We start from the raw sequence: 17,099 nt of genomic DNA, 5'->3' as shown, positions 1-17,099 counted from the left end.
AGCGAGGTGCCGAACGCCGGGGCCCAGACCTTTTGGTTACTTTTGGGGCGTTTGCCAAAAGTGACCCGCCGTAAGGGCGGAACCATAAGCCGCAACACCCGAAGAAACGGATATTCACCCAAAAAAATCAAACTACATCCACACCTACGTGAATCGCATCATGCCGCCAAAACTCCAGATCACAATCAATCAACCGCCCAAACTGATCATAATTAACCCGAGCAATCCTCAACCCCGGACTCCCCACCGAAACCCGTAACCCCGCCGCCGCCTCCACCGACAACGACGTCGGAACAATCTCGAACCGCACCCGCCCATAATGCAAATCGTAATGCCGCGCATACAGCTCGGTAATCGACTGATTCAAATCAAACTCCAGAATCCCCGGAAAAAACTGCGGATTCAGATAATGCTCCACATACAACACCAGCCGCCCATCGATCCGCCGCGACCGGCAAATCTGAATCACGCTCGACAACGCCGGCAACTGCAACCACGCACACACCGCCGCTGACGCCGGCTGCAAGCGCGCCGAAATCACCTCGGTCGACGGCACCCGCCCCTGCGCACTGACCATCGCGTGAAAATGACTACGCTGCATCAGGTTGTAAGCCAGACGCGGCGGCGACACGAACCAGCCCCGCCGCTCCTCGCGATAAATCTGCCCTTGCGCCTCCAGCTGCAACAAGGCTTCCCGTACCGTAATCCGCGTCGTACCGAACAGCTCACTGAGCTTGCGCTCGGCCGGCAACTTGCTCCCCGCCGCCAGCAACCCATGGTCGAGCTGCTCCTGAAGTATCTGGCCAATCGCTGTCACCGCTTTTGTTGCCTCATCGCGCATCAACGTTACCTATCTGGACTAGACCAGCACTGTTTCGGGGCAAAACCGCACAGCTATTGCGCCGTTTGGTCGTGTTGCAAGCCTAGGCAGTGCAGATGACCGAGAGATGACAAAACTACCGAACGGTCGCCCTGACAACTTGCAATACATCGGCCAAGTCCCTTGCCCACCGGGACTTTACGGGTGGTCTACGCTTAGCGGGCAGCCGTCGATACCGGGGAAATAAAACGCGGCCCTGGTATCCGCCGACATCAAAGTGTCATCCAGCCCCCCTACATTGGCTCAGGTATTGCTGACCTAGACCAACACAAACCGCAATCGCAGCGTTGAACACGACCAAGGAGCTTCGGAATGAAACAGCTTTTCCTGGCAACACTGTTAGGCTCGACCATTGCCATGTGCACCGCCGCCATGGCGGCTGATGATCTGAAAACCCTCGAAGCCGCTGCGAAAGCGGAAGGCGCCGTCAACAGCGTCGGCATGCCCGATGACTGGGCCAACTGGAAAGGCACCTGGGAAGACCTGGCCAAGAAATACGGCCTGAAACACATCGACACCGACATGAGCTCGGCCCAGGAAATCGCCAAGTTCGCCGCAGAGAAAGACAATGCCACCGCCGACATCGGCGACGTCGGCGCGGCCTTCGGCCCGATCGCGGTCAAGCAAGGCGTGGTGCAACCGTACAAGCCGACCACCTGGGATCAAGTGCCAGACTGGGCCAAGGACAAGGATGGCAACTGGGCACTGGCCTACACCGGCACCATCGCCTTCATCGTCAACAAGAAGCTGCTGCACGGCTCCGAAGTACCGACCAAATGGGCTGACCTCAAAGGCGGCAAATACAAGGTTTCCATCGGTGACGTGAGCACCGCTGCACAGGCTGCCAACGGCGTACTCGCTGCTGCGCTGGCCAACGGCGGAGACGAGAAAAATATCCAGCCTGCCCTGCTGCTGTTCGCAGACATCGCCAAGCAGGGTCGCCTGTCGATGGCCAACCCGACCATCGCCACCATGGAAAAAGGCGAGATCGAAGTCGGCGTGGTATGGGACTTCAACGGCCTGAGCTACAAAGCCAAGATGGCCAACCCGGATGACTACGTGGTGCTGATCCCGTCCGACGGCTCGGTGATTTCCGGCTACACCACCATCATCAACAAATACGCGAAGAACCCGAACGCCGCCAAGCTGACCCGCGAATACATCTTCAGCGACGCCGGCCAGACCAACCTCGCCCGCGGCAACGCCCGCCCGATCCGCGCCGAGCATCTGCAACTGCCGGAAGACGTGAAAGCCAAGCTGCTGCCAAACGAGCAGTACAAGAAGGTCACGCCGATCAAGGACGCCGATGCGTGGGAAAAAACCTCCAAGGCCCTGCCGCAGAGGTGGAACGAAGAAGTCATCGTCGAGATGAAATAAAGCGGCTGATCACCCTTTTATGATCTGTTGAAGATCCAAATGTGGGAGCGGGCTTGCTCGCGAATGCGGAGTGTCAGTCAATCATTTTTCGACTGATCCACCGCTTTCGCGAGCAAGCCCGCTCCCACAGGGGGATCCGGGTTGAATCTGAAATTTATTGTTTCGCGGAGTTTTTGCCCCTATGAAGCACACCGTCATCCTTGTCGTGCTCGACGGCCTCAACTACGAGGTTGCGCGTCACGCCATGGGGCATCTGCAGGCTTACGTTGGCGCAGGACGCGCCGCGCTCTATCAGTTGGAGTGCGAGCTGCCGGCCCTGTCCCGACCGCTTTACGAATGCATCCTCACGGGCGTGCCGCCGATCGACAGCGGCATCGTCCACAACAACGTCTCGCGCCTGTCCAGCCAGCGCAGCATCTATCACTACGCCCGCGATGCCGGTCTGAAAACCGCCGCTGCGGCGTACCACTGGGTCAGCGAGCTCTACAACCGCTCGCCGTTCGTGGCAGCACGGGATCGGCATACCGATGACCCGACGCTACCGATCCAGCACGGCCACTTCTACTGGAACGATCACTACCCGGACTCGCACCTGTTCGCCGACGCCGAAAACCTGCGCCTGCGTCATGCCCCGGATTTTCTGCTGATCCACCCGATGAACATTGACGACGCAGGGCACAAGCACGGCCTCGACACCCCGCAATATCGCAACAGCGCGCGCAGCGCCGACATCATCCTCGCCGACTACCTGCAAGGCTGGCTCGACGCCGGCTGCCAGGTGCTGGTGACCGCCGACCACGGCATGAACAACGACCGCTCGCACAACGGCCTGCTGCCGGAAGAACGTCAGGTGCCGCTGTTCGTACTCGGTGATGCCTTCAGCCTGAACAGTGACGCTGCACCGAAGCAGACCGACATCTGCGGCACCGTCTGCGAACTGCTCGGCGTGCCCCACGACAAACCTGTGTGCAGGGAGTTGCTCAAGTGAACTCAATGACTCGCGGCAAATGGCTGGCGGCCCTGTGCCTGGTGCCTTTCGCACTGTTCTTTATCGTGTTCGAAATCGCCCCGCTGATCTGGGTGATGATCAACAGCCTGCAATCGGAAGAGTTCGGTTGGGGCTTCGCCAACTTCAGCAAGATCTTCAGTTCGAAGTTCTATCTGCAGGCGATCCAGTACAGCCTCGAAATCAGTTTCTGGTCGAGTGTGTTTGGCATCATCATCGCGGTGCTGGGTGCGTACTCCCTGCGCCGGGTCGATTCGAAACTGCGCAACTTCGTCAACGCCTTCGCCAACATGACCAGCAACTTCGCCGGCGTGCCGCTGGCGTTTGCGTTCATCATCCTGCTCGGCTTCAACGGCAGCATCACCATCATGTTGAAGCAGGCCGGGATCATCGAGGACTTCAACCTGTACTCGAAAACCGGGTTGATCATCCTCTACACCTACTTCCAGATTCCGCTCGGCGTGTTGCTGCTGTACCCGGCGTTCGACGCCCTGCGTGAAGACTGGCGCGAATCCGCCGCGCTACTCGGCGCTGACGGCTGGCAGTTCTGGCGCCACATTGGCCTGCCGGTTCTGACCCCGGCCCTGCTCGGCACCTTCGTGATCCTGCTCGCCAACGCCCTCGGCGCTTACGCCACGGTCTACGCGCTGACCACCGGCAACTTCAACGTATTGCCGATCCGGATTGCGGCGATGGTCTCTGGCGACATTTCCCTCGACCCGAACCTGGCCAGCGCCCTGGCCGTGGTGCTGGTGGCGCTGATGACCCTGGTGACCGTCGTGCATCAACTGCTGTTGAAGAGGAGCTACCATGTCTCGCGCTGAATCCGGCCCGGCCGGCGTCTACCACCGCGTCGTGGTCTATCTGCTGTTCGCCATCCTGCTGCTGCCGCTGGTGGGCACGCTGGTCTACTCGATCGCCAGCAGTTGGTCGGCCACCATCCTGCCCAGCGGTTTCACCTTCAAGTGGTACATCCAGTTGTGGAGCGATCCGCGCTTCCTGCACGCCTTCGGCCAGTCGCTGCTGGTGTGCGTCGGGGCGCTGATTCTGTCGGTGGTGCTGATCCTGCCGCTGCTGTTCGTGGTGCATTACCACTTCCCGAAACTCGATGCGCTGATGAACATCCTGATCCTGCTGCCCTTCGCGGTGCCGCCGGTGGTGTCGTCGGTGGGCCTGTTGCAGCTCTACGGTTCCGGGCCGTTCGCGATGGTCGGCACACCGTGGATCCTGATCGGTTGCTACTTCACTGTGGCGCTGCCGTTCATGTACCGGGCAATCACCAACAACCTGCAAGCGATCAACCTGCGCGACCTGATGGACGCCGCCCAACTGCTCGGCGCCAGCACTTTTCAGGCGGCCTTCCTGGTGGTGCTGCCAAACCTGCGCAAAGGCCTGATGGTCGCGTTGCTGCTGTCGTTCTCTTTCCTGTTCGGTGAATTCGTGTTCGCCAACATCCTGGTCGGCACTCGCTACGAAACCCTGCAGGTTTATCTGAACAACATGCGCAACAGCAGCGGCCACTTCACCAGTGCGCTGGTGATCTCCTACTTCTTTTTCGTGCTGGTCCTGACCTGGGTCGCCAACATCTTGAACAAGGACAAAAGCGAATGAGCTATGTCAGCGTCCAACACCTGCAAAAAAACTACGCGGGCACCACGGTGTTCAGCGACATCAACTGCGAAATCCAGAAGGGTGAATTCGTCACCCTGCTCGGCCCGTCCGGTTGCGGCAAATCCACCTTGCTGCGTTGCATCGCCGGGCTGACGCCAGTGGATGGCGGCAAGATTCTGCTTGATGGCGTCGACATCGTGCCGCTCACCCCGCAGAAACGCGGGATCGGCATGGTGTTCCAGAGCTATGCGCTATTCCCCAACATGACAGTCGAGCAAAACGTCGCCTTCGGCCTGCGCATGCAAAAGGTCAATGCCGACGACAGCCACAAGCGGGTTGCCGAAGTGTTGAAACTGGTTGAACTCAACGACTTCGCCAGCCGCTATCCGCATCAGCTCTCCGGCGGTCAATGTCAGCGTGTCGCCCTTGCCCGCTCGCTGGTCACCCGTCCGCGCCTGTTGCTGCTGGATGAACCGCTGTCGGCCCTCGACGCGCGGATTCGCAAACACCTGCGCGAACAGATCCGTCAGATCCAGCGCGAACTCGGCCTGACCACGATCTTCGTCACACACGACCAGGAAGAAGCCCTGACCATGTCTGACCGGATTTTCCTGATGAATCAGGGAAAGATCGTACAAAGCGGCGACGCCGAAACCCTCTACACCGCGCCGGTCGACGTGTTCGCCGCCGGCTTCATCGGCAACTACAACCTGCTGGATGCCGAGAGTGCCTCGAAGCTGTTGCAGCGGCCGATCAACCACCGCATCGCGATTCGCCCGGAGGCCATCGAGCTGAGCCTCAACGGCGAACCCGACGCGCAAATCCGCAGCCACAGCCTGCTGGGCAACGTGATCCGCTATCGCGTCGAAGCCCGGGGCGTGGAACTGGTGGTGGATGTGCTCAACCGTTCGGCGGCGGATCTGCATCCAGACGGCCAGCGCCTGTCACTTTCCATCGATCCCACCGCCCTGTGTGAGGTAGCCTGATGACTTTGCTGACACCCAAGAGGGAACTGAACTGATGGCCCTGGCAATTTTTGATCTGGACGAAACCCTGATCCACGGCGACTGTGCCACTCTCTGGAGCGAGCAGATGGGGCGCCTGGGCTGGGTCGATCCCGAGTCGTTCATGCGCAGGAACAACGAGCTGATGGACGCCTACAGCCATGGCAAGTTGCGCATGGAAGATTACATGGACTTCAGCCTCGAGCCGCTGATCGGCCGCACCCCGGAAGAAGTCGAGCATCTGGTCGGCCCATGGGTTGAAGACTTCATCGAACCGATCATCTTCAGCGACGCCACCAAGACCATCGCCGCCCACCGCAAGGCCGGCGACCGGATTCTGGTGATCTCGGCCTCGGGCACGCACCTGGTCAAACCGATTGCCGAACGGCTGGGCATCGACGAGGTGCTGGGCATCGAACTGGAAGTGGCGCATGGCGTGTACAGCGGCCACACCGTGGGCACCCTGACCTACCGCGAAGGCAAGATCACCCGCTTGCTGGAATGGCTGGATGCCGAAGAGGAAAACCTTGAGGGCGCGAGTTTCTATTCCGACTCACGCAATGATCTGCCGCTGCTGCTGAAAGTGGATTTCCCGCATGTGGTCAATCCGGATCCGGTGCTGCTTGCAGAGGCCGAGAAGTCCGGCTGGCCGATCCACCTCTGGAAATAAGCGATGGTCTTGTGGGAGCGAGCCTGCTCCCACAAGCATCGATGATCAGCTCAGGCTTTCGTCGATCACCAGCACCAGCTTCCCCGCCACCGTGTTGCTCGCCAGTTCGGCGAACGCTGCCTCGGCATCCTTGATCGGGAATGCCTTGGCCAGTTGCGGCTTTAGCCGACCTTCGGAAAACAGCGGCCACACGTGCTGGCTCAGATCGCTGAACAGATCGGCCTTGAACTGATCGTCACGGCTGCGCAGGGTCGAGCCCAGCAGTTGCACGCGCTTGGCCAACACCTGGGCCAGATCCAGTTTCGCCTCGCGGCCGCCCATCAGGCCGATCAGCACCCAACGGCCGTCCTGAGCCATCAGCTTGAGGTTCAACGCCGAATAGTTGCCGCCCACCGGATCCAGAATCACATCGAACGGCCCGAAATCCCGCAGGCTATCCAGATCGTCGGTGCGAACCACCCCGCCCTGGGCACCCAGCGATTCGCAGTAGGCCAGCCGCTCAGCCGAGCCAACGCTGACCCAGCAGGGATTGCCGAAAGCCTTGCACAGTTGAATGGCGGCTGAACCGATGCCACTGGCCCCGGCATGCAAAAGAACTTTCTCACCCGGTTTGAGCGCCGCAAGTTGAAACACATTCAGCCAGACGGTCGCGTACACCTCGGGCAACGCCGCAGCTTCGATCAGCGATACACCTTCCGGAACCGGCAGCACATGCCGTCCGTCGACGACCACCTCTTGCGCCATCCCGCCCCCGGCCAGCAAGGCGCAGACCCGGTCACCGACCTGCCAGGACGAACCTGCGCCGACCTCGCTGATCACCCCGGAACACTCAAGACCCAGCACCTGGCTGGCACCCGGAGGGGGTGGATAAAGTCCGGCTTTCTGTAATAAATCCGCGCGATTGAGGCCCGCTGCCGCCACCCGGATGCGAACTTGTCCTACATCACATGTAGGACTTGGTTCATCAACCCATGCCACTTGACCTTCAACGCCTTGCAATGCCTTCACAGTGCCTCCATAGTGAGTCTGGACTGAGCCCGAAGCTGTAGCGCCGGGCTTTTTGCATTATGCGACCGGCCCTGGGGTCTGAACGAACGCTGAACAGCAGTTATCGTACAGAGCGTAGAGGTACCGGCGACTTCAAAGACGGCCTAATATGCGTTATCAATTGTCCCCGCGTCGAATCAGCATGAAGCATCTGCTCCCCAGCACCGCCCTCGCTCTTTTCATCGGTATCGGTCTGTTGCCGGTGTCGGGCACCACATTCGCAGCCAACAGCTGGGACAAGTTGCAGCCTGATCGCGACGAAGTGATCGCCAGTCTGAACGTCGTCGAGTTGCTCAAGCGTCACCACTACAGCAAGCCGCCGCTCGACGATGCGCGCTCGGTGATCATCTACGACAGCTACATCAAGCTGCTCGACCCGTCGCGCAGCTACTTCATGGCCAGCGACATCGCCGAATTCGACAAGTGGAAGACCCAGTTCGACGACTTCCTCAAGAGCGGCGACCTCAACGCCGGGTTCACCATCTACAAGCGCTACCTGGACCGCGTGAAAGCGCGTCTGGACTTCGCCCTTGCCGAGCTGAACAAAGGCGTCGACAAGATGGACTTCACCACCAAGGAAACCTTGCTGATCGATCGCAAGGACGCTCCGTGGCTCAAGTCCACCGCCGAACTCGATGACCTGTGGCGCAAACGCGTCAAGGACGAAGTGCTGCGGCAGAAGATCGCCGGCAAAGAGCCGAAGCAGATCCAGGAAACCCTGACCAAGCGCTACAAGAATCAACTGGCGCGTCTGGACCAGACCCGCGCCGAAGACATCTTCCAGGCGTACATCAACACCTTCGCCATGTCTTACGATCCGCACACCAACTATCTGTCGCCGGATAATGCGGAGAACTTCGACATCAACATGAGCCTGTCCCTCGAGGGCATCGGCGCCGTGTTGCAGAGCGACAACGACCAGGTGAAAGTCGTGCGTCTGGTGCCGGCAGGCCCGGCCGACAAGACCAAGCAGGTTGCTCCGGCCGATAAGATCATCGGCGTTGCCCAGGGCAACAAAGAGATGGTCGACGTGGTCGGCTGGCGCCTGGACGAAGTGGTCAAACTGATCCGTGGTCCGAAAGGCACCGTCGTGCGTCTGGAAGTCATCCCGGCCAGCAATGCGCCGAACGATCAGACCAGCAAGATCGTGCCGATCACCCGTGAAGCGGTGAAGCTCGAAGACCAGGCCGTGAAGAAGTCCGTGCTGAACCTGAAACAAGACGGCCGCGACTACAAGCTCGGCGTAATCGAGATTCCGGCGTTCTACCTCGACTTCAAGGCCTTCCGTGCCGGCGATCCTGACTACAAGAGCACCACGCGCGACGTCAAGAAGCTGCTGACCGAACTGCAGAAAGAGAAAGTCGACGGCGTGGTCATCGACCTGCGCAACAACGGCGGCGGTTCCCTGCAGGAAGCCACCGAGCTGACCAGCCTGTTCATCGACAAGGGCCCTACCGTGCTCGTGCGTAACGCCGATGGCCGGGTCGATGTGCTTGAAGATGAAAACCCGGGCGCGTTCTACAAAGGCCCGATGGCGCTGCTGGTCAACCGCCTGTCCGCCTCGGCTTCGGAGATCTTCGCCGGCGCCATGCAGGACTACCATCGCGCGCTGATCATCGGTGGCCAGACCTTCGGCAAAGGCACCGTGCAGACCATCCAGCCGCTGAACCATGGCGAACTGAAACTGACCCTGGCCAAGTTCTACCGGGTTTCCGGTCAGAGCACCCAGCATCAGGGCGTACTGCCGGACATCGATTACCCGTCGATCATCGACACCAAGGAAATCGGCGAAAGCGCCCTGCCGGAAGCCATGCCGTGGGACACCATCCGCGCGGCGATCAAACCGGCGAGCGATCCGTTCAAGCCGTACCTGGCCCAGCTGAAATCCGAGCATGACAGCCGTTCCGCCAAGGACGCGGAGTTTGTGTTCATTCGTGACAAGCTGGCCCTGGCGCAGAAGCTGCTGGAAGAAAAAACCGTCAGCCTCAATGAAGCCGAACGTCGTGCCCAGCACGCCGACATCGACGCCAAGCAACTGGCGATGGAGAACATCCGTCGCAAGGCCAAAGGAGAAGAACCGCTCAAGGAGCTGAAGAAAGAAGACGAAGACGCCCTGGCAGCTGCCGAGCCGGACAAGGTCAAACCGGAAGACGATGCCTACCTGAGCGAGACCGGGCGCGTACTGCTGGATTACCTGAAGCTGAGCAACCAGGTCGCAAAGAAGTAAGGTGATGGCAATTTAATGCTGACGATCCCCGGATCGTCATCAAACAGTCATCATTCTGTCGTGCAATAAAGGACTGGGAGCTGTTCTCTTCATCGAGAACGCTCCCAGTCCTTTTTTTATCGCCAGAGATTGCCATGACCACGACCGAACAGCTGAGTGCCTTGAGCTCGATCCTGACTCAAAGCGGATTACACAGCCTGTTCCAGCCGATCATTTGCCTCTCCGAACGGCGCATTCTCGGCTACGAAGCCCTGACCCGCGGCCCGTCCAACAGCCCGCTGCACTCCCCCATCGCCCTGTTCGCCGTGGCCCGCCAGGCCGGGCGTTTGAGCGAACTGGAAATCGCCTGCCGCCAAAGCGCCTGCCGCCGTTTCAATGAACAACAATTGCCGGGCAAGCTGTTTCTCAACGTCTCTCCGGAATCCTTGCTCGAAGCCGCGCACCAGCCGGGGCGCACACTGCAGTTGCTTCAGGATTTTGGTATTCCGCCGAGCCAGGTGGTGATCGAACTCACCGAACAGACGCCGATCGACGACTTTCAGTTGCTGCAAACAGCACTGCATCACTATCGGGCTATGGGTTTTTCGATTGCCCTCGACGATCTGGGCGCGGGTTATTCGAGCCTTCGCCTGTGGTCGGAACTGCGACCGGATTACGTGAAGATTGACCGGCACTTCATCGACGGCATCCATCAGGACGCGTTGAAGCGCGAGTTCGTCGGATCGATCCTGCAAATCGCCAAGGCCTCCCGAGCTCAGGTGATTGCCGAAGGCATCGAATTGCCGGAAGAGTTGGCGGTACTGACCGAGATGGGTGTGGATCTAGTGCAGGGCTATCTGCTCGGCCGCCCTCAGGAACACCCGCCGCGCGATGCCCGCGCCTTGATGCCCAAGCACGACAGCAGCGCCGTTGCATTGAACGATGAAGGCAGCGACCTCAGCGCCCTGCTCAACGACCAACCGGCCGTGAATCGCGACACACCGACCGCCACCGTTCTGGAAGCCTTCCGCCGTCAGGCCAACCTGAACTCACTGGCGGTGCTCGACGAACAGGGTCAGCCATGCGGCATCGTCCATCGTCACTCGTTGTCCGATGCGCTGCTCAAACCGTTCGCCACTGACCTGTTCGCCCGCAAACCGATCAGCCGCCTGATGAACGACGACTTCCTCGCCGTGGAAATGAGCCAGTCGCTGCAACAGGTCAGCCGCCTGATCACCAGTCGCGCCCGGCAACGCATCGAAGAAGATTTCATCATCACCCTCAACGGCAGCTATCTGGGCCTGGGCCGGGTGATTGACGTGCTCAAGCTGATTACCGAACTGAAAATCCAGCAGGCCCGCTATGCCAATCCGCTGACCTTGCTGCCGGGGAATGTGCCGATTCAGCAATGCCTCACCCGACTATTGCAACAGGGGCGCGAGTCGGTCATTTGTTATGTCGACATCGACAGCTTCAAACCCTTTAACGATATCTATGGATATGGGCGTGGGGATGAGGTGTTGCTGTGTCTGGCGCAATGCCTCAACGAACGCGTCGACCCGTCCCGCGACTTTGTCGGGCATATTGGAGGGGACGATTTTCTGTTGGTGCTCGGCCCGGAGGATTGGCGCAAACGGCTGAACCAATTGCTTGATGACTTCCAGAGCCAATGCCGACGCTTCTATCGCCCTGAGCACCTTGAAGCTGGTTGTTTTGTTGCACCGAATCGTCAGGGGATTCGTCAGGAGTTTCCGTTGCTGTCATTGTCCATTGGCGTGGTGCATTTGCATCCTGAAGCGTGTGCGCAACTGGATGCGAGCCAGTTGGCGGAGATGGCTTCGCAGGCGAAGCATCATGCGAAGAATGTTCCGGGGTATAGCGTGCATTTGATTGATAGCCTTACGGCTCCCAACCTTCACTCTCCGCAAATAATGGGGCAACGCTGAGCCCCAGACCACGTACCCCGTGAAAGCAGGGCTGGGTAGATTGACGCGACTAACTACTTACCTTGACCTAACCCAGCAAACAAAATCAACAACATCCAATGTTTACTTTAATTTTAATAGTCGCACTCACCACATGGTTCTATCTTCACTCGCTGCGCGTTCAAGGTCTTCCCTCCAGACATCTCTAGCCAAACGGTATACCTCTCTAAAAAAACAACGCGAACTATTTAATGAATACCACTCCTCCCTAGGCCAACTAGACGTCTCCCACTCATCAATTTCAAAGAGACTACTAAAATCATAATTTGAATCATCTAACGCTACTTCTAAGGCCTCAAGCAAAACCAGCTTATGCCTATACGAAAGGTATGGCAGGTTCAGACAATACTTCCTGATGAGGATCTCTCTATCCTCAGGAGCATTCGGATTATATACACCGAGCTCTAAGCCTCGAGTCTCCTCTCGGTCATAAACATCAAAAACGCCAATAAACCAAGTAAATCTTGGTTCGAAGCGCTCATTCAAATAGGGATCTTTCAGCATCATTTTTTCTCCGACGGGAAGCCTGTAAATGGCTCTTGCGTGTTTATCTCATCAAACTTAACTTCAAACCAGTCCATGTTCTCATTCAGTATCGGATTTTGCGGATCGTTCCTATTTGGTTTATATCCCCGCCCCGCTCCAGGCAACTCAAACCTAACTATCGGATTATCATTCTGATCCTTTCCCGTATGCCTGATTAAGCCATTTTTATCCCTAGTCATCGCCTTATTTAATGCACCCAAATGCATTCGCCAGTTATGAAACTGTGAGCTTGGATTTCCTCTGGGCGGTGTTGGGGTGATGCCAGTGTGAGGATCAGTACCGTCGATGGCTCGCTGCTTAACCGCCCTATCAGGAATTTCAGAGCTATGTTTTTTGACGGTGTGCATACCATAACGGTCTTCATATTCAGTTACCCGTCGCTTGGCGTTTTCCTCAGCTACCTCATCAATCCTCGCCCGCCGCTCCTGTGCTGTCATCTTTGGCAGAGGAGGCGCCCCCTCTTCGACGACCACGCGACCGGCTTCGTATCGCATCGAACGGCGCGGGGTCGGCGGCGGACAAGTACAACTCAACCCCAACGGATCCACCCACCCCGTCGGATTCGGCACGTACCGGTACTGGTTCAGCCCACCCGCCAGCTTCACCGGATCCGGCGTCAGGTACCGTCCCACGTCCGGGTCGTAATACCGGTGCCGGTTGTAATGCAGCCCGCTTTCGTCATCGAAGTACTGCCCCTGAAACCGCAGCGGCTGGTTCAGGTAGTCCTCGGTCGCGAGCTCCAGCGAGGTGACCTTGCCGTAGGCGCTGTATTTGGCTGACCAGACGATGTCGCCGCTGTAGTCAGTCAGTTCCTGCGGAGTGCCGAGGTGGTCGAGTTGGTAGTAGAACGGGCAGGCGCGTTTCGGGCCTTTGCCGTCGAGCATGGCCAGTGGGCGGAAGGTGCCGGGTTCGTAGATGAAGCTGCGGTGCTGTTCCTTGCTGCTTTCGGCGATCAGGTAGTCGCCTTGCCAGAAGAACTCGGTGGTCTGGCCGTCGACGGTTTTGCGGATGCGGCGGCCGAAGGCGTCGTATTGGTAGGTGGCGCTGGTGCCGTCGGGACGGGTGAGGCCGATCAGGCGGTGCTGGCTGTCGTAGCGGTATTCGGTGACGAGGGTTTGTGCGCGGCCGCGGCGCTCGCGGATCAGGTTGCCGAAGGCGTCGTAGTCGTAGTGGCGGTCGCCCTGCATCAACAGGCGGTTGCCTTTGATCTGTGTCGGGCCCGGACGGTCCTGCATCAGCAGGTTGCCGGCCGGGTCGTGGGCGAAGTTTTCCGGTACATCGTCGCGGGTGTGGCGCACGCGGATCAGCCGGTCGAGGGCGTCGTACGTGTAGCTGCGTTGGCCGTGGCGGGTGTCGGCGATGTGTTCGAGGTTGCCGTTGGCGCTGTAGGCAAAGTCGCGGCGGTACAGTCCGCTGCGCTGATGGCCTACCGCGTGGGCGCTTAACCGGCCCTGTTCGTCGTAGGCGTATTCGCTGAGCAGCAGGCCTTGCTGGCGCTGCTGTTCGCGGCCGTGCTGGTAGACGTGGCGGGTGAGCAAGGCGCCGTTGAGGTCGATCGCGGTCAGCGCACCACCTTTGGCGTAGTGGTAGTCGAGCTTGCTGTTGTCCGGCAGACGCATGCGAGTGAGCTGGCCGCAGGCATCGTAGGTGTAACGCAAGGTGCCCCAGCCCTGATGCTCGCGCACCAGCCGGTCCTGCAGGTCGTATTCAAAGGCCAGTGGGTGATCCTGGCCGTCATCGACGCCGATCAAACGACCGAGGCGGTCATAGCGGTAGCTGACCTCGACCCCGTCGGGCAGGGTTTTGAGCAGCAGACGCCCAGCAGCATCACGTTGATAGCCGGTGACCAGCGTCGAGCCGTCATCGCCGAACTCGGTCTTTTCCAGCAGGTGACCGTTGCGGTCGTAGGCGTACGCGGTGCGCCGGCCATCGAAGCCGGTTTCCTGTCGGATCAGTCCGGTGGGGGTGTAGTCCAGCCGATACTTTTCGCCGGACTCGTTCTCGATTTCCGTCAGCAGCAGCTGCGCATGGTCGTAGCGGTATTGCAGCCGGGTGCCGTCGGGATTGATCCGCCGGCTGACCAGGTGCAAGTCGTCGTCATACTCGTAACGGGTGATGCGCCCCAGTTCATCGCGTTCGGCGGTGATCTGGCCGTAGGCGCTGTAAGACCAGGCGCGGGTGGCGCCGGTAGGCAGCATCGTCTGAATCAGCCGGCCAACGGCGTCCCACGCCTGATGGGTGACCGCACCGTGTTCATCCTGCGAAGTAATCCGCCGCCCCAAAGCATCGTAGGAAAACTTCCGAACCCCACCGTCCGGCAGACTTTCCTCGACCAGTTGTCCGAGGTCGTTCCACACGAACACGTGCCGACCCGAATCCGGATAACGGATCGACAGCAACCGCCCCTGCGCGTCGTAGTGGTAATGGGTGACATGGCCGTCGGGATCGACCGTTTCGGTGATGTCACCCTGGGGATTGCGCCGGTACGTCCACACCGCATCGCCACGCGAACGGCTGTGCAGGAAACCGTTGCGGTACTCGTAGGACGTCGGCGCATCGTCCGGCGGAATCAGCGCGATCAGCCGACCGGCGTCGTCATAGCGGTACTCGGTAACCGCCCCCAGCGCATCCTGCTCGGCAACCAGCCGGCCCGCCGAATCGTAAGCCTTGAGCTGTTCGCCACCGTCCGCCGCGACCTGACGCACCAATCGCGCCGTGTCGTCGTGGACGTAAGTCTCTTCAGTCCCATCGACGTAATGCACGGTGACACGGCCGGCGTCATCCCAGACGTAGCGCGTGTCCATCTGCGAAAACGACGCCCAATGCCGCACGCAGCGCGCCGCCTTGCCGGAACGTTCCCACTCCCAAAAGAAACTCGCACCACCGCTCAACTGCCGTTGCAGGATGACGTGCTGATCGTCGTAGTCGTAACGCTCAGTCTCGCCGACCGCGTTGGACGCCTCGATCAATCGATGGCGAGCATCAAAGCGGTAACTGGCCAGCGTCTGCTCGGTGCGCCAGGCAGACTCCCGAAAAACCTGATAATCGACCGCGACCAGATGCGCCCGCTCATAGCGCAACAGCAGCGAACGGCCAGTCCCGTTATCCAGCCGCTGAACCCGGTCGGAAAGATCCCGATGCACCGTCAGACGATTGCCATACGCATCGCTAACAGCCGTCAGACGCCCAGCCCGAAAGTGATAAAACCGCGCCGCCTCACCCGCCAGCGCAACGATCAACTCCTCCGGCTCATCCCCGAGAAAGATCGCCGCCCGCGACAAGCTGTTGTGAATCGCCGGCCGCTCAACGCTCGGCAACGGAAACCGCGTCCGCCGGTTCTCATGGTCAACCCAGACCACCGCAGCGCCATCAACCTCCAGCCGATGCGCCAGCGAATGACTCCAGCCAAACCCCAGCCCGACATCAATCTCGGCCGCGCTATTGCGGTACAACCGACTGAACTCAAACGGCAGCAGCCCGTCGAGCACACCGTCAGTCAGCGTCAACAATTCCTCACCGGTGACCATCGACACCGGACACCCATTGGTACAGGTCAGCGGTGCACAATCGGCGCTGTCACCATTGGGGTTCTTCGCCTGATCCGGCGTGTCGTCGTGGTGCTCGTCTTTTTTCAGGGAAGCATTGCGCCGGGCATCCCAGCGCAGTTGCATGCGGCCCTTTTTCACCCCGGCGGCGATGCCTCGTGCGACGACGGTTTTGTACTGGTTCACGTAGCCGATGAAGGTGCTGACGATGCCGAACATCGCCTTCACCAGGCGCGCCATTGCCGACAGCAACTGAGCGCCACGCTCCGCCAGACGCAAGGTCAGATACGCAATCCCCGCCCCGGCACCGACAAAGGTCAGCACAACGCCGATCAACACATCGATCAGCAGTTGAACCACCACCATCGATACCGCCTCGGCGGTTTTCCCGGCAATCTCATTGGGAGGCAGCATTTCCAGCCAGAGGCTGGCAGTACGCAGCAACAAACACAGCGCCGCCTCGTCACTGACCAGTAACTGAAGCTTCTCCATCATTTCAGGCGCTGTTTCTGCCAGCGCGATCAGCTGTGCGGCGCCACTGCCCAACCGCTCGGCAAACTTTCCGGGTTCCTTGAGAATCTCCGACAGCAACCCGATGCTGTCCCACACCCCCTCGATCGCCGCCCAGCTCCCGGCCAGCATGCCGTTCCCGGCCGCAGTGGCCACCGACTGCGACCACTGCGGCTTGAAACCCTGCCACTCGCTGCGCAGCCAGCCATCCAGCTGCCGGGTCAGGCCATCGTAGGACTCGAAAAGCGCATCAACCTGCTGCTCGCTGGCCTCGCCGTGCACCACCACCCGATAAAACTTGCCCGCCTCACCGGTGAACAGTCCCCTGCCCTGAGCATCGAGGGTGACCGACTCGACTGCACCGCCCTCCACCGCCACCACATCGACAACGATGTCGCCCAACGGAATGTCGTACGCCGACTCGAACTTGCTCTCGATCTCCATCGGCCCGGATTCCGGGCATTGCACGATCGCAGAGGAGAAACGGTAGTCGTCAGTCGCAACCGCCGTGCTGTGCTCGCCGAAACGGATGATCCGCTCCATCCCCATCAGCGACGGCAGATCGGCCGCATGACTGACGCGGTCTGCCGAGCGACTGAGCCAGCGCCTGAGCTGTTCGCGATAGAGATCGAGGGTGCGGGGGAAGCTGTCGAGCTCTTGCTCGATGCGGGTGACGGCATCCATCAGCGCATTTCCATGCGCATGGCGAAAC

Annotated in this window: 12 protein-coding genes; 8 read left to right on the top strand and 4 right to left on the bottom strand. The window is 59.7% G+C overall.

Annotation, left to right across the window (positions count from 1 at the left end; translation table 11 throughout):
* Nucleotides 1-127 precede the first annotated feature (127 nt).
* Nucleotides 128-841 (bottom strand): UTRA domain-containing protein, encoded by a 714-nt coding sequence (locus LOY31_RS08665; protein ID WP_007960207.1) that lies wholly within the window; start codon nt 839-841, stop codon nt 128-130.
* Nucleotides 842-1,192: 351 nt separating this feature from the next.
* On the opposite strand from LOY31_RS08665, the gene LOY31_RS08660 reads away from it, so the two are divergent.
* The 6 genes from LOY31_RS08660 to LOY31_RS08635 all read left to right on the top strand — a co-directional run bounded on the left by LOY31_RS08660 (nt 1,193) and on the right by LOY31_RS08635 (nt 6,548).
* On the top strand, nt 1,193-2,257 hold the full coding sequence (locus tag LOY31_RS08660) for an ABC transporter substrate-binding protein (protein WP_221534149.1): 1,065 nt from the start codon (nt 1,193-1,195) through the stop codon (nt 2,255-2,257).
* A 181-nt stretch (nt 2,258-2,438) separates the two neighbouring features.
* Complete coding sequence (locus LOY31_RS08655) at nt 2,439-3,245, top strand: alkaline phosphatase family protein (RefSeq protein ID WP_221534151.1); 807 nt, start codon at nt 2,439-2,441, stop codon at nt 3,243-3,245.
* 5 nt (nt 3,246-3,250) lie between these two features.
* Nucleotides 3,251-4,087, top strand: coding sequence for an ABC transporter permease subunit (locus LOY31_RS08650; RefSeq protein ID WP_162130491.1), 837 nt, complete (start codon nt 3,251-3,253; stop codon nt 4,085-4,087).
* The gene (locus LOY31_RS08645) at nt 4,074-4,874 is read left to right on the top strand and encodes an ABC transporter permease (RefSeq protein ID WP_096822924.1); all 801 of its coding nucleotides are present in this window, start codon (nt 4,074-4,076) and stop codon (nt 4,872-4,874) included. The genes LOY31_RS08650 and LOY31_RS08645 overlap by 14 nt, the downstream gene beginning before the upstream one ends.
* Nucleotides 4,871-5,860 (top strand): ABC transporter ATP-binding protein, encoded by a 990-nt coding sequence (locus tag LOY31_RS08640; protein ID WP_007960200.1) that lies wholly within the window; start codon nt 4,871-4,873, stop codon nt 5,858-5,860. Before LOY31_RS08645 ends, LOY31_RS08640 begins: the two co-directional genes overlap by 4 nt.
* Nucleotides 5,861-5,894: 34 nt before the next feature.
* Nucleotides 5,895-6,548, top strand: a complete 654-nt coding sequence (locus LOY31_RS08635; protein ID WP_221534153.1) for an HAD family phosphatase — start codon at nt 5,895-5,897, stop codon at nt 6,546-6,548.
* A gap of 45 nt (nt 6,549-6,593) precedes the next feature.
* Here LOY31_RS08635 and LOY31_RS08630 read toward each other — a convergent pair whose 3' ends face one another.
* Nucleotides 6,594-7,556 carry a zinc-binding dehydrogenase gene (locus LOY31_RS08630; protein ID WP_221534155.1) on the bottom strand — a complete coding sequence of 321 codons (963 nt, stop codon included), beginning with the start codon at nt 7,554-7,556 and terminating at the stop codon, nt 6,594-6,596.
* Nucleotides 7,557-7,737: 181 nt separating this feature from the next.
* Between LOY31_RS08630 and LOY31_RS08625 the strand changes: the two genes are divergently transcribed.
* Together LOY31_RS08625 and LOY31_RS08620 are read left to right on the top strand one after the other, a co-directional pair.
* A complete protein-coding gene (locus tag LOY31_RS08625; protein ID WP_221534157.1) occupies nt 7,738-9,822 on the top strand; it encodes a carboxy terminal-processing peptidase in 2,085 nt (694 codons plus the stop codon).
* A 134-nt stretch (nt 9,823-9,956) separates the two neighbouring features.
* Entirely contained in the window at nt 9,957-11,747 is a 1,791-nt protein-coding gene (locus LOY31_RS08620; RefSeq protein ID WP_115077082.1) for a bifunctional diguanylate cyclase/phosphodiesterase, read from the top strand.
* Nucleotides 11,748-11,873: 126 nt separating this feature from the next.
* On the opposite strand, the gene LOY31_RS08615 is transcribed toward LOY31_RS08620, so the two are convergent.
* Both LOY31_RS08615 and LOY31_RS08610 read right to left on the bottom strand, forming a co-directional pair.
* Complete coding sequence (locus LOY31_RS08615; RefSeq protein ID WP_221534161.1) at nt 11,874-12,293, bottom strand: hypothetical protein; 420 nt, start codon at nt 12,291-12,293, stop codon at nt 11,874-11,876.
* On the bottom strand, nt 12,290-17,071 hold the full coding sequence (locus LOY31_RS08610; RefSeq protein WP_221534163.1) for an RHS repeat-associated core domain-containing protein: 4,782 nt from the start codon (nt 17,069-17,071) through the stop codon (nt 12,290-12,292). Before LOY31_RS08610 ends, LOY31_RS08615 begins: the two co-directional genes overlap by 4 nt.
* Nucleotides 17,072-17,099: the final 28 nt, after the last annotated feature.

Source organism: Pseudomonas sp. B21-021 (genome assembly GCF_024749205.1).
GTDB lineage: Bacteria > Pseudomonadota > Gammaproteobacteria > Pseudomonadales > Pseudomonadaceae > Aquipseudomonas > Aquipseudomonas paraglycinae.
The sequence above is the reverse complement of the archived record's forward strand: the minus strand, read 5'-3'. Positions and strand labels throughout refer to the sequence as shown.

Bases quoted from the DNA above. Each gene is read 5' to 3' on its own strand.
- LOY31_RS08665 (WP_007960207.1), bottom strand. From the start codon at position 841: ATGCGCGATGAGGCAACAAAAGCGGTGACAGCGATTGGCCAGATACTT.
- LOY31_RS08660 (WP_221534149.1), top strand. From the start codon at position 1,193: ATGAAACAGCTTTTCCTGGCAACACTGTTAGGCTCGACCATTGCCATG.
- LOY31_RS08655 (WP_221534151.1), top strand. From the start codon at position 2,439: ATGAAGCACACCGTCATCCTTGTCGTGCTCGACGGCCTCAACTACGAG.
- LOY31_RS08650 (WP_162130491.1), top strand. From the start codon at position 3,251: ATGACTCGCGGCAAATGGCTGGCGGCCCTGTGCCTGGTGCCTTTCGCA.
- LOY31_RS08645 (WP_096822924.1), top strand. From the start codon at position 4,074: ATGTCTCGCGCTGAATCCGGCCCGGCCGGCGTCTACCACCGCGTCGTG.
- LOY31_RS08640 (WP_007960200.1), top strand. From the start codon at position 4,871: ATGAGCTATGTCAGCGTCCAACACCTGCAAAAAAACTACGCGGGCACC.
- LOY31_RS08635 (WP_221534153.1), top strand. From the start codon at position 5,895: ATGGCCCTGGCAATTTTTGATCTGGACGAAACCCTGATCCACGGCGAC.
- LOY31_RS08625 (WP_221534157.1), top strand. From the start codon at position 7,738: ATGAAGCATCTGCTCCCCAGCACCGCCCTCGCTCTTTTCATCGGTATC.
- LOY31_RS08620 (WP_115077082.1), top strand. From the start codon at position 9,957: ATGACCACGACCGAACAGCTGAGTGCCTTGAGCTCGATCCTGACTCAA.
- LOY31_RS08615 (WP_221534161.1), bottom strand. From the start codon at position 12,293: ATGATGCTGAAAGATCCCTATTTGAATGAGCGCTTCGAACCAAGATTT.
- LOY31_RS08610 (WP_221534163.1), bottom strand. From the start codon at position 17,071: ATGGATGCCGTCACCCGCATCGAGCAAGAGCTCGACAGCTTCCCCCGC.